At 67.3% G+C, this 12,973-nt stretch carries 12 protein-coding genes; 5 read left to right on the forward strand and 7 right to left on the reverse strand.

Features of this window, described 5'->3' with window-relative positions:
- Nucleotides 1–606, forward strand: a 606-nt coding sequence (locus NJ1_RS40170; protein ID WP_067691992.1) for a hypothetical protein, incomplete at its 5' end; no start/stop codon positions are given.
- A 159-nt stretch (nucleotides 607–765) separates the two neighbouring features.
- On the opposite strand, the gene NJ1_RS11965 is transcribed toward NJ1_RS40170, so the two are convergent.
- The 4 genes from NJ1_RS11965 to NJ1_RS11980 all read right to left on the reverse strand — a co-directional run bounded on the left by NJ1_RS11965 (nucleotide 766) and on the right by NJ1_RS11980 (nucleotide 6,097).
- Nucleotides 766–1,845, reverse strand: coding sequence for a 2-oxoacid:ferredoxin oxidoreductase subunit beta (locus NJ1_RS11965; RefSeq protein WP_067691995.1), 1,080 nt, complete (start codon nucleotides 1,843–1,845; stop codon nucleotides 766–768).
- Nucleotides 1,845–3,815 (reverse strand): 2-oxoacid:acceptor oxidoreductase subunit alpha, encoded by a 1,971-nt coding sequence (locus NJ1_RS11970; RefSeq protein WP_084478039.1) that lies wholly within the window; start codon nucleotides 3,813–3,815, stop codon nucleotides 1,845–1,847. Before NJ1_RS11970 ends, NJ1_RS11965 begins: the two co-directional genes overlap by 1 nt.
- A 247-nt stretch (nucleotides 3,816–4,062) precedes the next feature.
- A complete protein-coding gene (locus tag NJ1_RS11975; RefSeq protein ID WP_067692051.1) occupies nucleotides 4,063–5,076 on the reverse strand; it encodes an Rv2578c family radical SAM protein in 1,014 nt (337 codons plus the stop codon).
- 31 nt (nucleotides 5,077–5,107) lie between these two features.
- Nucleotides 5,108–6,097, reverse strand: a complete 990-nt coding sequence (locus NJ1_RS11980; RefSeq protein ID WP_067692001.1) for an NAD-dependent epimerase/dehydratase family protein — start codon at nucleotides 6,095–6,097, stop codon at nucleotides 5,108–5,110.
- Nucleotides 6,098–6,234: 137 nt separating this feature from the next.
- On the opposite strand from NJ1_RS11980, the gene NJ1_RS11985 reads away from it, so the two are divergent.
- Both NJ1_RS11985 and NJ1_RS11990 read left to right on the forward strand, forming a co-directional pair.
- Nucleotides 6,235–6,564, forward strand: coding sequence for a type VII secretion target (locus NJ1_RS11985; RefSeq protein ID WP_067692004.1), 330 nt, complete (start codon nucleotides 6,235–6,237; stop codon nucleotides 6,562–6,564).
- Between the two features lie 23 nt (nucleotides 6,565–6,587).
- Entirely contained in the window at nucleotides 6,588–8,162 is a 1,575-nt protein-coding gene (locus tag NJ1_RS11990; RefSeq protein ID WP_245717342.1) for a hypothetical protein, read from the forward strand.
- Nucleotides 8,163–8,542: 380 nt separating this feature from the next.
- Here the strand turns inward: NJ1_RS11990 and NJ1_RS11995 are convergent, their stop codons facing one another.
- Nucleotides 8,543–9,292, reverse strand: a complete 750-nt coding sequence (locus NJ1_RS11995) for an SDR family oxidoreductase (RefSeq protein ID WP_067692010.1) — start codon at nucleotides 9,290–9,292, stop codon at nucleotides 8,543–8,545.
- 250 nt (nucleotides 9,293–9,542) lie between these two features.
- Between NJ1_RS11995 and NJ1_RS12000 the strand changes: the two genes are divergently transcribed.
- Entirely contained in the window at nucleotides 9,543–10,415 is an 873-nt protein-coding gene (locus NJ1_RS12000) for a TIGR03619 family F420-dependent LLM class oxidoreductase (protein WP_067692014.1), read from the forward strand.
- Between the two features lie 36 nt (nucleotides 10,416–10,451).
- Here the strand turns inward: NJ1_RS12000 and NJ1_RS12005 are convergent, their stop codons facing one another.
- Nucleotides 10,452–11,459: a malate dehydrogenase gene (locus tag NJ1_RS12005; protein WP_067692017.1), complete on the reverse strand. Its 1,008-nt coding sequence runs from the start codon at nucleotides 11,457–11,459 to the stop codon at nucleotides 10,452–10,454.
- Between the two features lie 656 nt (nucleotides 11,460–12,115).
- On the reverse strand, nucleotides 12,116–12,556 hold the full coding sequence (locus NJ1_RS38955) for a hypothetical protein (RefSeq protein WP_157573914.1): 441 nt from the start codon (nucleotides 12,554–12,556) through the stop codon (nucleotides 12,116–12,118).
- Here NJ1_RS38955 and NJ1_RS37910 point away from each other — a divergent pair.
- Complete coding sequence (locus NJ1_RS37910) at nucleotides 12,546–12,812, forward strand: hypothetical protein (protein ID WP_084478043.1); 267 nt, start codon at nucleotides 12,546–12,548, stop codon at nucleotides 12,810–12,812. The genes NJ1_RS38955 and NJ1_RS37910 overlap by 11 nt on opposite strands.
- Nucleotides 12,813–12,973 lie beyond the last annotated feature (161 nt).

Below are 12,973 nucleotides of genomic sequence, written 5' to 3' on the forward strand. Positions count from 1 at the left end.
ACTGTGCCGCCGACGGTGTCGACCACCGTGGCGCCACCCGTTCAGCCCGCGCCGCCCACCTCGTCGGCGCCCGCGCAGCCCGTACCACCCGCGACGGAGCCCGCTCCCCCAGCCTCGACGGAGCCCGCCGCGCCCCTCGACACCGTCGCGCCCACGGTCCCGCTGATTCCGGCCCCGCCGATCGATCCCGCCGCTCCGGCGGCGACGACACCCGCGTCGGCTGCTCCGCTGTTCACATTGACGGCGATGCCGAACGGCTGGCAGTCCCGGACGGATCTGCATCCGGCGCTGGAGGTTCGGGGTGATGGCCGGGCGGTGAAGTGGGTCGGCAACGGGCAGCAGGTGAACGGGACGATTGCCGCGGAGGTGGTGAGCGCGGCCGCCGTGGAGGTGCGCGCGCTGGCCCTGCTCGATATGGGGATGCCCTCGGTGTCGGATCAGGGCACGATGATCATCGATTTCATGCCGCCGGCGCCTGATCAGGATGTTCACGCGATCGTGTACGCGCCCGAGTGGTCCGACGGCCTCACCGACGATCAGAAGGCGGCTCGCGGTCGTTTCGCCGAGTTGTTCCAGCGGCTGTTGAACGCGTTCGCCGCGGCGTGAGCACCGGGCTCGGCTGCGTGGGCGTCGCGCCCGAGTCACTGTGCCGGGCATCGAATTTCGCCGGTCGTCACATCACGGAGGTGAGGTCGGCGGAGGTGAAAGTGGTCGGCGTACGCCGGGGCCATGCTTACATACCCCGGCGTACGCCTGTGTGAAAGTTTATCGGACGGTCCAGGTTTCGCGGCCGGTAAGCAAATCTTGGAGTGAATTGTCCGTTACCGGTTTCCGTTCGGCGGCCGCCTCGGACTGTGCGCGCACACCGTCGTCGTAGGTGGGGCGAGCGACGCTGCGGAACACGCCGGTGACGACCCGGGACAGGTCCTGATCGGACAGCCGCGAGAGGGCGTAGGCATACTCGGGGTTGTCGGTGTAGGCGTCGTGCACGACCACCTCGGCGGCCGCGACCTCGTCGGTGCGCGCCACGCCGAGACCGAATCCGCGTCGTACGACGGCGAATTCGCCGTCCGCGCCGAAGCGGATGGGCTCACCGTGGTGCAGGCGCACCAGATGCGATTCGGCGTTCTCCTTGCGGAGCATGTCGAAGGACCCGTCGTTGAAGATCGGGCAGTCCTGCAGGATCTCCACGAATGACGTGCCCCGGTGTTCCGCGGCGGCCCGCAGCACCTCGTTGAGTCCGGCGCGATCGGAGTCCAGCGCCCGTGCGGCGAAGGTGGCTTCGGCGCCCAGGGCTATCGACAGGGTGTTGAAAGGGTGATCGACCGAGCCCATCGGGGTGGACTTGGTGACCTTCCCGGTCTCCGACGTCGGCGAGTACTGCCCCTTGGTGAGGCCGTAGATCCGATTGTTGAACAGCAGGATCGTCATGTTCACATTGCGGCGCAGCGCGTGAATAAGGTGGTTGCCGCCGATGGAGAGGGCGTCACCGTCACCGGTCACCACCCACACCGACAGGTCGGGTCGGGTGACCGCGAGACCGGTGGCGATGGCGGGCGCGCGGCCGTGGATCGAGTGAATCCCGTACGCCTCGAGGTAGTACGGGAACCGGCTCGAGCACCCGATGCCCGAGACGAACATGAGGTTCTCGCGGCGCAGGCCGAGATCGGCGAGGAATCCGCGCACCGTGGCCAGAATGACGTAGTCGCCGCAGCCCGGGCACCAGCGCACTTCCTGATCGGTGGTGTAGTCCTTGGCTTTCTGCGGTCCCTCGGCGACGGGCACACCGGTGAGTCCGGTGAGTCCGAGATCGGTTCCGACGAGCGGGTTTTCGAGGATGGTCATCAGTTACCCCCTGGTGTACGGTAGGTCGCCCGCGCCCGCGCGGCGAAGGCCTTCGTCTGTTCCATCTCCGCAATGGAGCCGTCGAGGGCCGCGTCGATGACACCGACCAGTTCCTGCGCCGAGAACGCGGTGCCGGCGACCTTGGTCCAGGGCTGTACGTCCACCAGGTAGCGGGCGCGCAGCAGCATGGCCAGCTGGCCGCCGTTCATCTCGGGGCAGACCACGGTGCGGTACGCGCGCAGCACGTCACCGAGGTTGGCCGGGAGGGGATTCAGATGCCGCAGATGCGCCTGGGCGACCGGAACACCGCGCCGCCTGGCACGTCGGCACGCCTCGCCGATCGGCCCGTAGGAGCTGCCCCAGCCGATGATCAGCAGTTCGGCCTTGCCGTCGGGATCGTGCACCTCGACCTCCGGCACCGCGATGCCGTCGATCTTGGCTTGGCGCAGCCGCACCATGAGTTCGTGATTGGCGGGCTCATAGGAGATGTTGCCGCTGCCGTCGGCCTTTTCCAGGCCGCCGATGCGGTGCGCGCGCCCCTTGGTTCCGGGCACCGCGAGCGGACGGGCCAGGGTTTCCGGGTCGCGGGCGTACGGCTGGTACGAATCGTCTTCGGCGCCTTCGGCTTCGAATCCCGGGTCGATCGGCTCGAGCTCGGCGATCTGCGGAATCGACCACGGCTCGGAGCCGTTGGCGATCGAGCCGTCCGAGAGCAGCAGCACCGGCGTGCGATAGACGAGCGCGATCCGCGCCGCCTCGACCGCGGTGTCGAAACAGTCCGCCGGTGAGCGCGGGGCCAGCACCGGCACCGGCGATTCACCGTTGCGGCCGTAGAGCGCTTGGAGCAGATCGGCCTGTTCGGTCTTGGTGGGCAGTCCGGTGGAGGGCCCACCGCGCTGCACGTCGACGATCAGCAGCGGGAGTTCGGTCATGACCGCGAGGCCGATGGTCTCGCTCTTGAGCGCGAGCCCCGGCCCGGAGGTGCTGGTGACGCCGAGCGCGCCGCCCAGCGAAGCGCCCAGCGCCGCACCGATTCCGGCGATCTCGTCCTCCGCCTGGAAGGTGGTGACGCCCAGGTTCTTGTGCTTGCTGAGCTCGTGCAGGATGTCCGAGGCCGGGGTGATCGGATAGGTGCCCAGGAACACCGGCAGCCCGGAGAGCTGCCCGGCGGTGACGATGCCGTAGGCGAGCGCGGTATTGCCGGTGATCTGGCGGTAGGTACCGGCCGGGAGCGTCGCGGGAGCTACCTCGTAGGTGGTCGCGAAGGCCTCGGTGGTTTCGCCGTAATTCCAGCCCGCCCGAATTGCGAGGATATTCGCTTCGGCGACATCGGCGGTGGCGGCGAATTTCTCCCGGACGAACTGTTCGGTCCCACTGATCGGCCGCCCGTACATCCAGGACAGCAATCCCAGCGCGAACATATTCTTGGCGCGCTGAGCGTCTTTCTTACCGACGCCGGTCGGTTCGGTCGCACCGAGGGTCAGCGATGTCATCGGCACCCGATGCACCACGAAATCGGACAGCGTGTCATCGGAGAGCGGATCCGCGCCGTAGCCGACCTTGGCGAGATTGCGCTTGCTGAATTCGTCGGTATTGACGATCAGCGTCGCACCGCGCGCCAGGTCCTCCAGGTTCGCCTTGAGCGCGGCCGGATTCATCGCCACCAGCACGTCCGGCTGGTCACCGGCGGTGAGGATGTCGTAGTCCGCGATCTGGATCTGGAACGAGGAAACACCAGGCAGCGTGCCCTGGGGCGCCCGGATCTCGGCGGGAAAGTTCGGCTGGGTGGCGAGGTCGTTGCCGAACGCGGCGGCCTCGTGGGTGAACCGATCGCCGGTGAGCTGCATACCGTCACCGGAGTCGCCCGCGAAGCGAATTACGACTCTTTCCAATTTCTCTGTGGCCCGGCCGTTTCCGGTCGGCGTACCCGCATCGTCGTGCGACCCTGCCCCGGCATCTTTGTGCGGCATTGCCCCCGCATCTGTATGCGGCACTACCCCCGCATCATTGTGCGGCACTGCCCCCGCATCATTGTGCGGCACTGCCACAGAGTCGTCATGCTGCGAAACCATGCGCCTGCATCACTTCCTGGTCCGTATGAGGTTCCAACGCCAAACTACTCCGCGTTATTCGCGCATCGCCGGATTCACGAAAAGTGCACCGTGCGACAGATGGGCGAAATGTGCGGTTCCAGCGGGTGGAGATTCTCAGCCGACGTCAGGCGAACAACGCCAACTGCGGGTCGGGCGTATGCGATTGGGCGGCACGCACTTCGGGCTCGGCCTGCCGTTCGCGGTTCAAACGATGCTTTTCCAGTAGCGGCTCGATCCGGCCGCGTAGCCACGCGGAGTACTCCGGCGTCACCGACGTACCGCGACCATACAGCTGCCGGTACCGCCGCAGCAGCGCCGGGTGCGCTTCGGCCAGCCAGTTCAGGAACCAGCCACGGGTACTTCCGCGCAGGTGCAGGGGGAACGCGGTGACCTCCGCGGCGCCGGCCTCGGCGATGGCCTCGATCAAATCGGCCAGGTGTGCGCGGCCGTCGGTGAGATACGGAATGACCGGAGCCACCATGACATTCACGGCGAACCCGGCATCGGCGAGCGTGCGGACCAGTTCCAGTCGCGCTCGCGGCGAGGGCGTCCCGACCTCCAGGCCGCGATGCAGCTCCGGATCCAGGATCGCGATGGACACGGCGAGATGCACCGGAACCTGCTGCGCCGCTTGGGTGAGCAGCGTCAGGTCCCGGCGCATCAGGGTGCCCTTGGTGAGAATGGAGAAGCCCGTACCGGATTCGGTGAGCGTGCCGATGATGCCCGGCATCAGCCGATAGCGCCCCTCGGCCCGCTGGTACGGGTCCGTATTCGTGCCCAGCGCAACGGTTTCGCGGCGCCAGGAGCGCTTGTGCACCTCGCGCCGCAGCACCGCGGACACATTGGTCTTGACCACGATCTGCGAGTCGAAGTCGTCGCCCGCGTCCAGATCCAGGTACTCGTGCGTGGTGCGGGCGAAGCAGTAGCGGCACGCGTGCGAGCAGCCGCGCATGGGGTTGACCGTCCAGCCGAAGGGCAGGTTCCCGCCCTCGACCTTGTTCAGCGCGCTCTTACAGAGCACCTCGTGGAATGTGATGCCCTCGAACTCCGGGGTCTGTACGCTGCGTACGAACCCGGCACGTTCGAGCCCGGGCAGTGCGCCGTCCTCGGCGTCCAGGGTCTGGCTTTGCCACCGCACCACCCAAGTCGAACATGTGTTCTACCTGCTGTCAAGCGATCTTCTGCGTGTCGACCTTGACCGTGCGTCCGTTGTAGAACGCGATCAGATCCCGGACGGTCTCCTCGGACGGCCGCGGGCGGTAGCCGAGTTCCGTTGTGGCCTTGGTGTGTTCGACGATCGGGGCGGACAGCAGCGCGCCCATGGACGCCTTGGTGAGTCGGTCGCTGCCCAGCGCGCGGCTGACCGGCTCCAGCACCGGCAGGCAGGCCGCGATCACCTTCGGCGGGATCGCGAAGGCGGGCTTGAACCGCCCGTTGATCTCCGCGGCCTTGCGGGTGATCTCCAGCATGTTCACGAAGTGGCCGCCGAGCAGGTAGTTCTCACCGGTCTTGCCGCGCTCGCCGGCCAGCACCAGACCCATGGCCACATCGCGCACGTCGACGAGATCGAAGCCGCCGCCGATCATGATCGGGGTGCGCCCGCGGGCGGAGTCCCACAGGGTGACGTTGATGCGGGAGTCCGAGTTGTCGACCGGACCGTACACACCGGTCGGGTTGCAGATGACCGCGTCCAGACCCTTGTCGATGACCTTGCGCAGCTCGATCTCGCCCTGCCACTTGGAGCGGTCGTAGACGGGCAGATCCGGATCGATGGAGCGCGGCGCGCGCTCGTTGATCGTGCCGCCGCAGCTGTACTGGTTGAACGCGTGGATGGAGCTGGTGTGCACCATGCGGCGCACGCCGACCTCGAGCGCGGCCTCGGCCACGATGCGCACGCCCTCGGTGTTGACCCGCCAGGCGATGTCGTTCTTGTGCTCGAGGGTGATCATCGCGACCAGGTGGTACACGATCTCGGCGCCCTGCAGGCATTCGCGCATCGAGGCGGGATCGAGCACATCGCCGGTGACCCAGGTGATCCCCGGCTCACTGGTGGTGGGCCGGACGCGATCGATAGCAGTCACCTCATGACCGCGATCCGTAAGCAGGCGAAGCAAATTGGTGCCAAGGAACCCGGCGGCGCCGGTGACTGCGACCTTCATGGTGTCGAGAATATAGAACTTGTTCTAATTTGCAACCATCGAGAGACGCCCGTGCGAGAAAACGCGCCACGCCGCAGTGGACTCCCGGTGGGGATATATTCGCCTCCGCATGTCCACGACGATACGGGGGAAACATCATGGCCGACCTCTCGGTGGAGACCGACGCCGTCCGCTCCTTCGCCACGACGCAGGACGGCGTGGCGACCGACATCGCCTCCGCGGGCGGAATGGACACGGTTTCCCACGTCGCGGCCATGACACCGGTCTTCGGTCTGATCGGAGCGGACTTCCTGGCGAGTTTCGCGGTCGCCGAGCTCCTACACGACCGGGACATCGACGCGCTGTCGGCCGGATTCGCGCACCTCGGTGCGGCCGCCTTCGGATCGGCCGCCGGGTACGAGGCCACCGACCGCGACTTCGCGAGCGGAGTGACCCGCCTCGGTTCCCGGATCGGCGGCCCGGCATGAGGCCGCTCGATTCCGGTTCGGGCGTGATCGGTCTCGTGCACCCGGCGCATCCGGCCGCTCCCGTCACCCCCGACCTGCTGCGCGCCGCGCCCGCCGGTCCGCTCCCCGATCTCGCCCTGGGCGCGCTGCCGGACGACATCGCGCCGTTCGCGCCGCCCTCGTTCACCGTGTCCCGCAAAGACTTCGAACAGGCGAACCCGTCCCCCGCGACCGGTGTGCCGACCGGACTCGGCGGCCCGCACGCCGAGGACACCCGTGCGGCCTCGGTCCTGGACGGCGCGCTCTCCCCGGCGCTCGACAGCGCGCACGGTGTGCTGTCGAGCGCGCACCAGGCACTCGATCACGCCCAGAACGCACTCGGGGATGCCCGATCGGCGCTGAACGGCGTACCCGCGGCACTGGACGCCGCTCGATCAGCCTTCGACCAGGCCGTCGCCGATCCCGCGACCACGCTGCCCGCACTGCCCGCACTGCCCGCACTGCCCGCCGATCCGGTCGGCGATCTGATGAAGGGCCTGGCCGTACCCGCCATCCCCGGCGTGGACGCCCTGCTCCAGCCGTTTCTGGCCTTGATCGACAGCTTCGGCACCGGCATCCTCGGGCAGCTGAACCCCGCCACGATCCTGAGTCAGGGCTCCAAGGTCATCGAGAGCGCGGTGCAGATCGGCAGCGGGGCCCTCGCGAGTGTCGAGTCGCTGTGGAGCGGCAAGGGCTCGCAGAGCGCGCAGGCGGCCGGGCAGCAGGCACGCAACCAGGGCCGGGAAACCGTCCAGCGCGGCGTCGATCTCTCGACTCTCACCGAGCAGGCGGCGGCGATCGTGCAGCGGGGCAATGTCCAGCTGACGGCGATCGCGCAGTCGTTCGCCGCGCAGGCAACAGCCTTGGCCCCGGTGGCGCTCACTCCGCCGGGGCAGGCGCTGCTGATCTCCTCGGCGACCGAGCATCTGGGCTCCGCGATGACGGTCGTCACTGCCACCCGTGGCGAATTGTCGGGCTACACAGCACAACTCAACGCCCTCATCGGCCAGTTGGCCGGTCAGGGCGGCGGCCCCGACCCCGCGGAGGTCGCGCAGTCCCTCGCCCAGAACGTCGGCCGGCCCATCCTCGAACAGGCGGGCGGCCTACTCGAAAGCGGTATCGAGGCCGCGACGAACAATTCCGCGACCACCGGCCCCGGGTCCGCCGACCCGTCGTTCGACACCACTGCCGCCGGGCTCGGCGGCGGTGCGGGTGCGAACGCGGGTGGTGGCGTGGGAGGCGGCGGTATCGGTGGCGGTCTCGCGTCCACGCCCGGCGGTCCGGGTTCTTCGATCCCCGGCGGGCGGGTCGGCGCGGGCGCGGGCAGTCCGTTCGGATCCGGCACCGGTGCCGCGGCAGGCCCATTCGGTACCGCGGGTTCGGGCTTCCTGGGTTCCCCGGGTGCGGCTGCCGCCGCGCAGCGCGGCTCCCACCACGAATCCGCCCGCACGGTGCGACCGCATCAGAACCGTTCCGGCGACAGCGAACTCACCGGCAACCTGGGCCCCTCCGGCCCCGGCGTCATCGGTCAGGCCGAGGACGACACCACCGACGACGACGACGCGACCGGCCACCGCTGACCGACCGGACCGGCCCACGGTCACAGCCCTTCACGAAGGGTTTCGCCGGGTGGGGAATCACCCGTTGCACGGATCGTGGCAGACCCGATCGCCACTGCCGAGTGAAGCGCCTCGCGGCCTGGCCGATCCGGATCCGCCCATGGACCGCGACCGGCCTGCTCCGCCCGCCGCCCTCCGGGCCGAGTCGCGCCGCCCTCCGGACGAAGTGTCGCGCCGCCCTCCGGACGAAGTAATGCCGCGGTGAGGGTTAGCAGGCCTCACCGCGGCATCGAAGGGGGTCGAAGCGGTATGTACACCCCGCGGGCTCGACCACCGTTCAGGCGCCGGATCAAGTCGCGCGCAGCGGATCTCGCCGCGGGGACCGATCGGGCGGTGCGAGTCTAGACGGCCGTGGGGCGGACCTTCGCGTCGATCCCGCCGTCGATGACGAATTGCGCGCCGTGAATGAACCCGGCCTGCGGACTCACCAGGTACGTGATCAGCGACGCGATTTCCTCCGGGGTGCCGTTGCGGCCGATCGGAGCGACGAAATTACGGATGGCGTCGCCGTAGCGCGGATCGTCCATCCCGGCCTGCAGCAGCGGGGTGTCCACGCTGCCCGGCGCGACCGTGTTCAGGCGAACGCCCGCCTCACCCCATTCCACGGCCCGCTGCCGGACCGCGACGGTGACCGCGTTCTTGGACGAGGCGTACGCGTACTGCCCCGCGAAGTCGCCCGCCTGCGCGAAGGACTCGGCCTCGGTGCCCTTGGCGATGGGGTTGTCCTCCCACTTGATGTGGGTCGAGGCGACCGACGAAACCACCACGGCCGCAGGCGATTCGCCCTTGCGCAGGGCGGGCAGCAGCGCGTCGAGAAAGGCGACCGTCGCTCGATAGTTGATCTCGACGACCAGGTTCGGGTCCGGCACGTGCGGGCCCACCCCGGCGCACAGCACGAGTCCGTCCAGGACGCCTCCGGCGCGTTCGAGCACCGCGTCGACGGCGGCGGCGCGCGCGGCCGGATCGGTGAGGTCGGCGGTCACGTCGGCGTTGCGCAGGTCGATGCCGATGACGTCGTGTCCGGCGGCGGCCAGCGCGGTGGCGGTGGCGGCGCCGATGCCCGATCCGGATCCGGTGATGGCGATGCTCATGGTGCGATTAGAACAAGGTTCAGATTCCGGTGGCAACCCCCCACTCGCGATGGTCTCGGCTACCGAGACGTGTTCAACCGCTCGGCGGGATCTCGGACTATCACAATGTCGGGGCGTCGGGGTTTCCCACCCGCGACCTCCCGATCCATGGGTTCGTGCGGCCGTGCCGCACAACCCCGGCTAGCATCACGACAACAACTAGAATCTGTTCTAGTTTCAAGGCCTTGCTCACTGTCGAGAGGACGACCCGATGCGCTATACCTACGCGGAGGCGATGACCAACCCGGACTACTACGTTCCGCTGGCTCAGGCCGCGGAGCAGTACGGCTTCCACAGCATCACCATCGCCGACAGCGTCGCCTACCCGGCCGAGTCGGACTCGAAGTACCCGTACACCCCGGACGGCAATCGCGATTTTCTCGAGGACAAGCCGTTCATCGAGACCTTCGTGCTCTCGGCCGCGATCGCGGCGGCCACCACCACCCTGCGCCTGACCCCGTTCGTGCTCAAGCTGCCGATCCGCCCGCCGGTGCTGGTGGCCAAGCAGGCGAGTTCGCTTGCGCGCCTGAGCAACAACCGTTTCGCCCTCGGCGTCGGCATCAGCCCGTGGCCGGAGGACTTCCAGATCATGGGTGTCCCGTTCGAGCGCCGCGGTAAGCGCCTCGACGAGTGCATCGAGATCGTGAAGGGCCTCTCGACCGGCGAGTACTTCGAGTACCACGGCGAGTTCTACGACATCCAGAAGATCAAGATGACCCCCGCGCCCACCGAGCCGCTGCCGATCCTGGTCGGCGGTCATTCCGATGCCGCGCTGCGGCGCGCGGTGCGCCTGACCGACGGCTGGATGCACGCCGGCGGCAATGCCGAGGATCTCGACAAGTACCTGGCACGCATCGACGAATTGCGCAGCGAGCGTGACAATCCCGGCAAGTTCGAGATTCACGCGGTGTCGTACGACGCCTACACCCCTGATGGCGTGAAGCGCGTCGAGGAGAAGGGCATCACCGACGTGATCGTCGGGTTCCGCAACTCGTACGCCAAGGAGCACGACACCGAATCGCTCGAGGACAAGATCGCCAAGATCAAGTGGTACGGCGACAACGTGATCTCGAAGGTCAACTGACCCGATCGCTGCCGATCGGGTCGGTCGCCGCCTCGATCAGGACCGCTTCGCGAAGCCGAGCTCGATGACCGCATCGCGCTCGGCTTCGAGCTCCGCGACGCTGAGATCGATTCGCGCACGCGAGAATTCGTCCACCTCGAGCCCCTGCACGATCGAGTACCGGCCGCCTTCGCAGGTGACCGGGAACGAGCTGATCAGACCCTCCGGCACGCCGTAGGACCCGTCCGACGGCACCGCCATCGAAGTCCACTCCCCCGGCGCGGTCCCCAGTGCCCAATCGTGGATGTGATCGATCGCGGCACTGGCGGCGCTGGCCGCCGAGGACGCGCCCCGCGCCTTGATGATCGCGGTGCCGCGCTGCTGCACGGTCGGAATGAAGTCGTCGGCCACCCAGGCCTGATCGCCGATGACCTCCGCCGCCGCGCGCCCGGCCACGGTCGCGTGGGTGATGTCCGGGTACTGCGTGGCGGAGTGATTGCCCCAGATGGCGACCCGGCGAATATCGGTGGCCGCTGCCCCGGTCTTCTTCGCCACCTGCGCGATGGCGCGATTGTGGTCCAGCCGGGTCAATGCGGTGAACCGCTCGGCGGGCACATCGGGCGCATTGCTCATGGCGATGAACGCATTGGTGTTCGCCGGATTACCGACCACCAGCACCTTCACGTCGTCGGCGGCATTGGCATTGATGGCCGAGCCCTGATCGGTGAAGATCGGGCCATTGGCGGCCAGTAGATCCCCGCGTTCCATCCCGGCGGTGCGCGGCCGCGCGCCGACCAGCAGCGCCACATTCGCTCCGTCGAACCCGACCCACGGATCATCGGAGATATCGATCCCCGCCAGCAGCGGGAACGCGCCGTCCTCCAACTCCATGGCCACGCCCTCGAGCGAGGACACCGCCACCGGAATCTCGAGCAGTCGCAATCGCACCGGTGTATCGGCCCCCAGCAACGCTCCGGACGCGATCCGGAAAAGCAGTCCGTAGGCGATCTGACCGGCTGCACCGGTCACGGTAACGGTCACTGGCGGACGGCCTGCGCTGCTCACGACAACTCCTAGCGTTAGTCGAATCTGCCGGCCCCAACCCTAACCACCCGCACACCCGCGAGGCCCCCTCGGTGAGCCCCGAAGTGAGCAATCAGACACCACCCCCGAGTGCCGATAGAATTCGAAAGTGCGGGCTCCGATCGAACCCGAGACCAGGCGGTGCGTCGAAGGATCAGCAGCCGAGACACTTCTCCGGAAATCCGCTTGTCGCAGCGTCACGGAAATACTTCACATAATTCAGCCCGGGGCTCGATATCCATCGGAATCCGCATCCGTAATGCTCTCGATATCTACTCGGCAAACAGTCTCGACAATGGAGCACCGACCCGGCACGCCACCTTCGATGCCGAGCTCAGGCTATGTTTATCGAAATAGAATTCGGTCGCACACCGAACGCGGATCACGACACCGGACGGTCTCGAAGATGATAAGGCCAGTTCAGAGAGCACGGCGCAGAGTCCGGGCATGCGCCACCCCGCGATCACAACTCGAACGACCCACACGCGTTCGGTCGATACACGCCGAAGCCTTAGTGGAATTAACTTTCCAAGGTGAAATATTAATTGCGGTTAAGTACATACCGATCCGGCCGTCCGGGCCTCCAGGCGATGCCAAACCGTTATTTCCGATTTCATCCCCGGATTGATGAGAACAGGTTACATTTTACATCTATTGAGGTTGCGGATCGAAAGCTCGGGACGCAACCAATGCTTCGCGTTTTTGGAGATAGTTATGAGAACAACTGCATCTGTGCTGCTTCGTTCCGGAGTTGTCGCCCCGATCGCACTCGCATCGGTCTTCTGTTTGGCATCCCCGGCCAGTGCCGCCCCGGTGAGCGTGAACTGGAGTTGCCAGGGCACGATCTTCGGCATCGGCCAGACCTCGAGCATGACCACATCGGTCACCGGCACCGCGCCGGGTTCGGCGGCGACCGGCTCGGCCGTGGCGATCACCCTCACCCCGGGCTCCTCCTCGGTGCCGAGTTCGGCGTCCGGCTTCAGCGTCACGAACATCAGCAATCTGAAGATGACCTTCCCGACCCCGGCGAATTCGACGATCGTCTCGGCCACCGCCTCCGGCGGCACCGTGGCGGGCACCGTCGCCACCTCGGGCGGCAATGTCGTGCTGACCGTGCCGGGTCCGATCGCGGGCGGCACCAGCTTCACCCCGCCCGCGGTGACCATCAATGTCACGGCCGGCAGCCCGGGAACTCCGATCACCAGCAAGTACGCGGGCACCAGCTACGCCAACCCGGGTATGACCATGACGACCAAGGTGGCTTTCGTCGGCAATGTGGCGACCGCGTGCTACCCGAATCCGTCCCCGACCCTCACCACCACCACGGTCGTCTGATCTCGACGGCCTCCGATTTCCAGGGCGTCGGATTTCGAGGGCATCGGATTTCGAGGGCAATAGAAGAAGATGACCGGTCAGGATCCGCGCTGACGGGTATGTGGTGAACATGCCTGGACTGGACTGTTACCAGCAGCCCAGTTCAGGTTCCGCCCGGGTCG

The sequence above is a fragment of the Nocardia jejuensis NBRC 103114 genome (assembly GCF_001613145.1).
Lineage (GTDB): Bacteria > Actinomycetota > Actinomycetes > Mycobacteriales > Mycobacteriaceae > Nocardia > Nocardia jejuensis.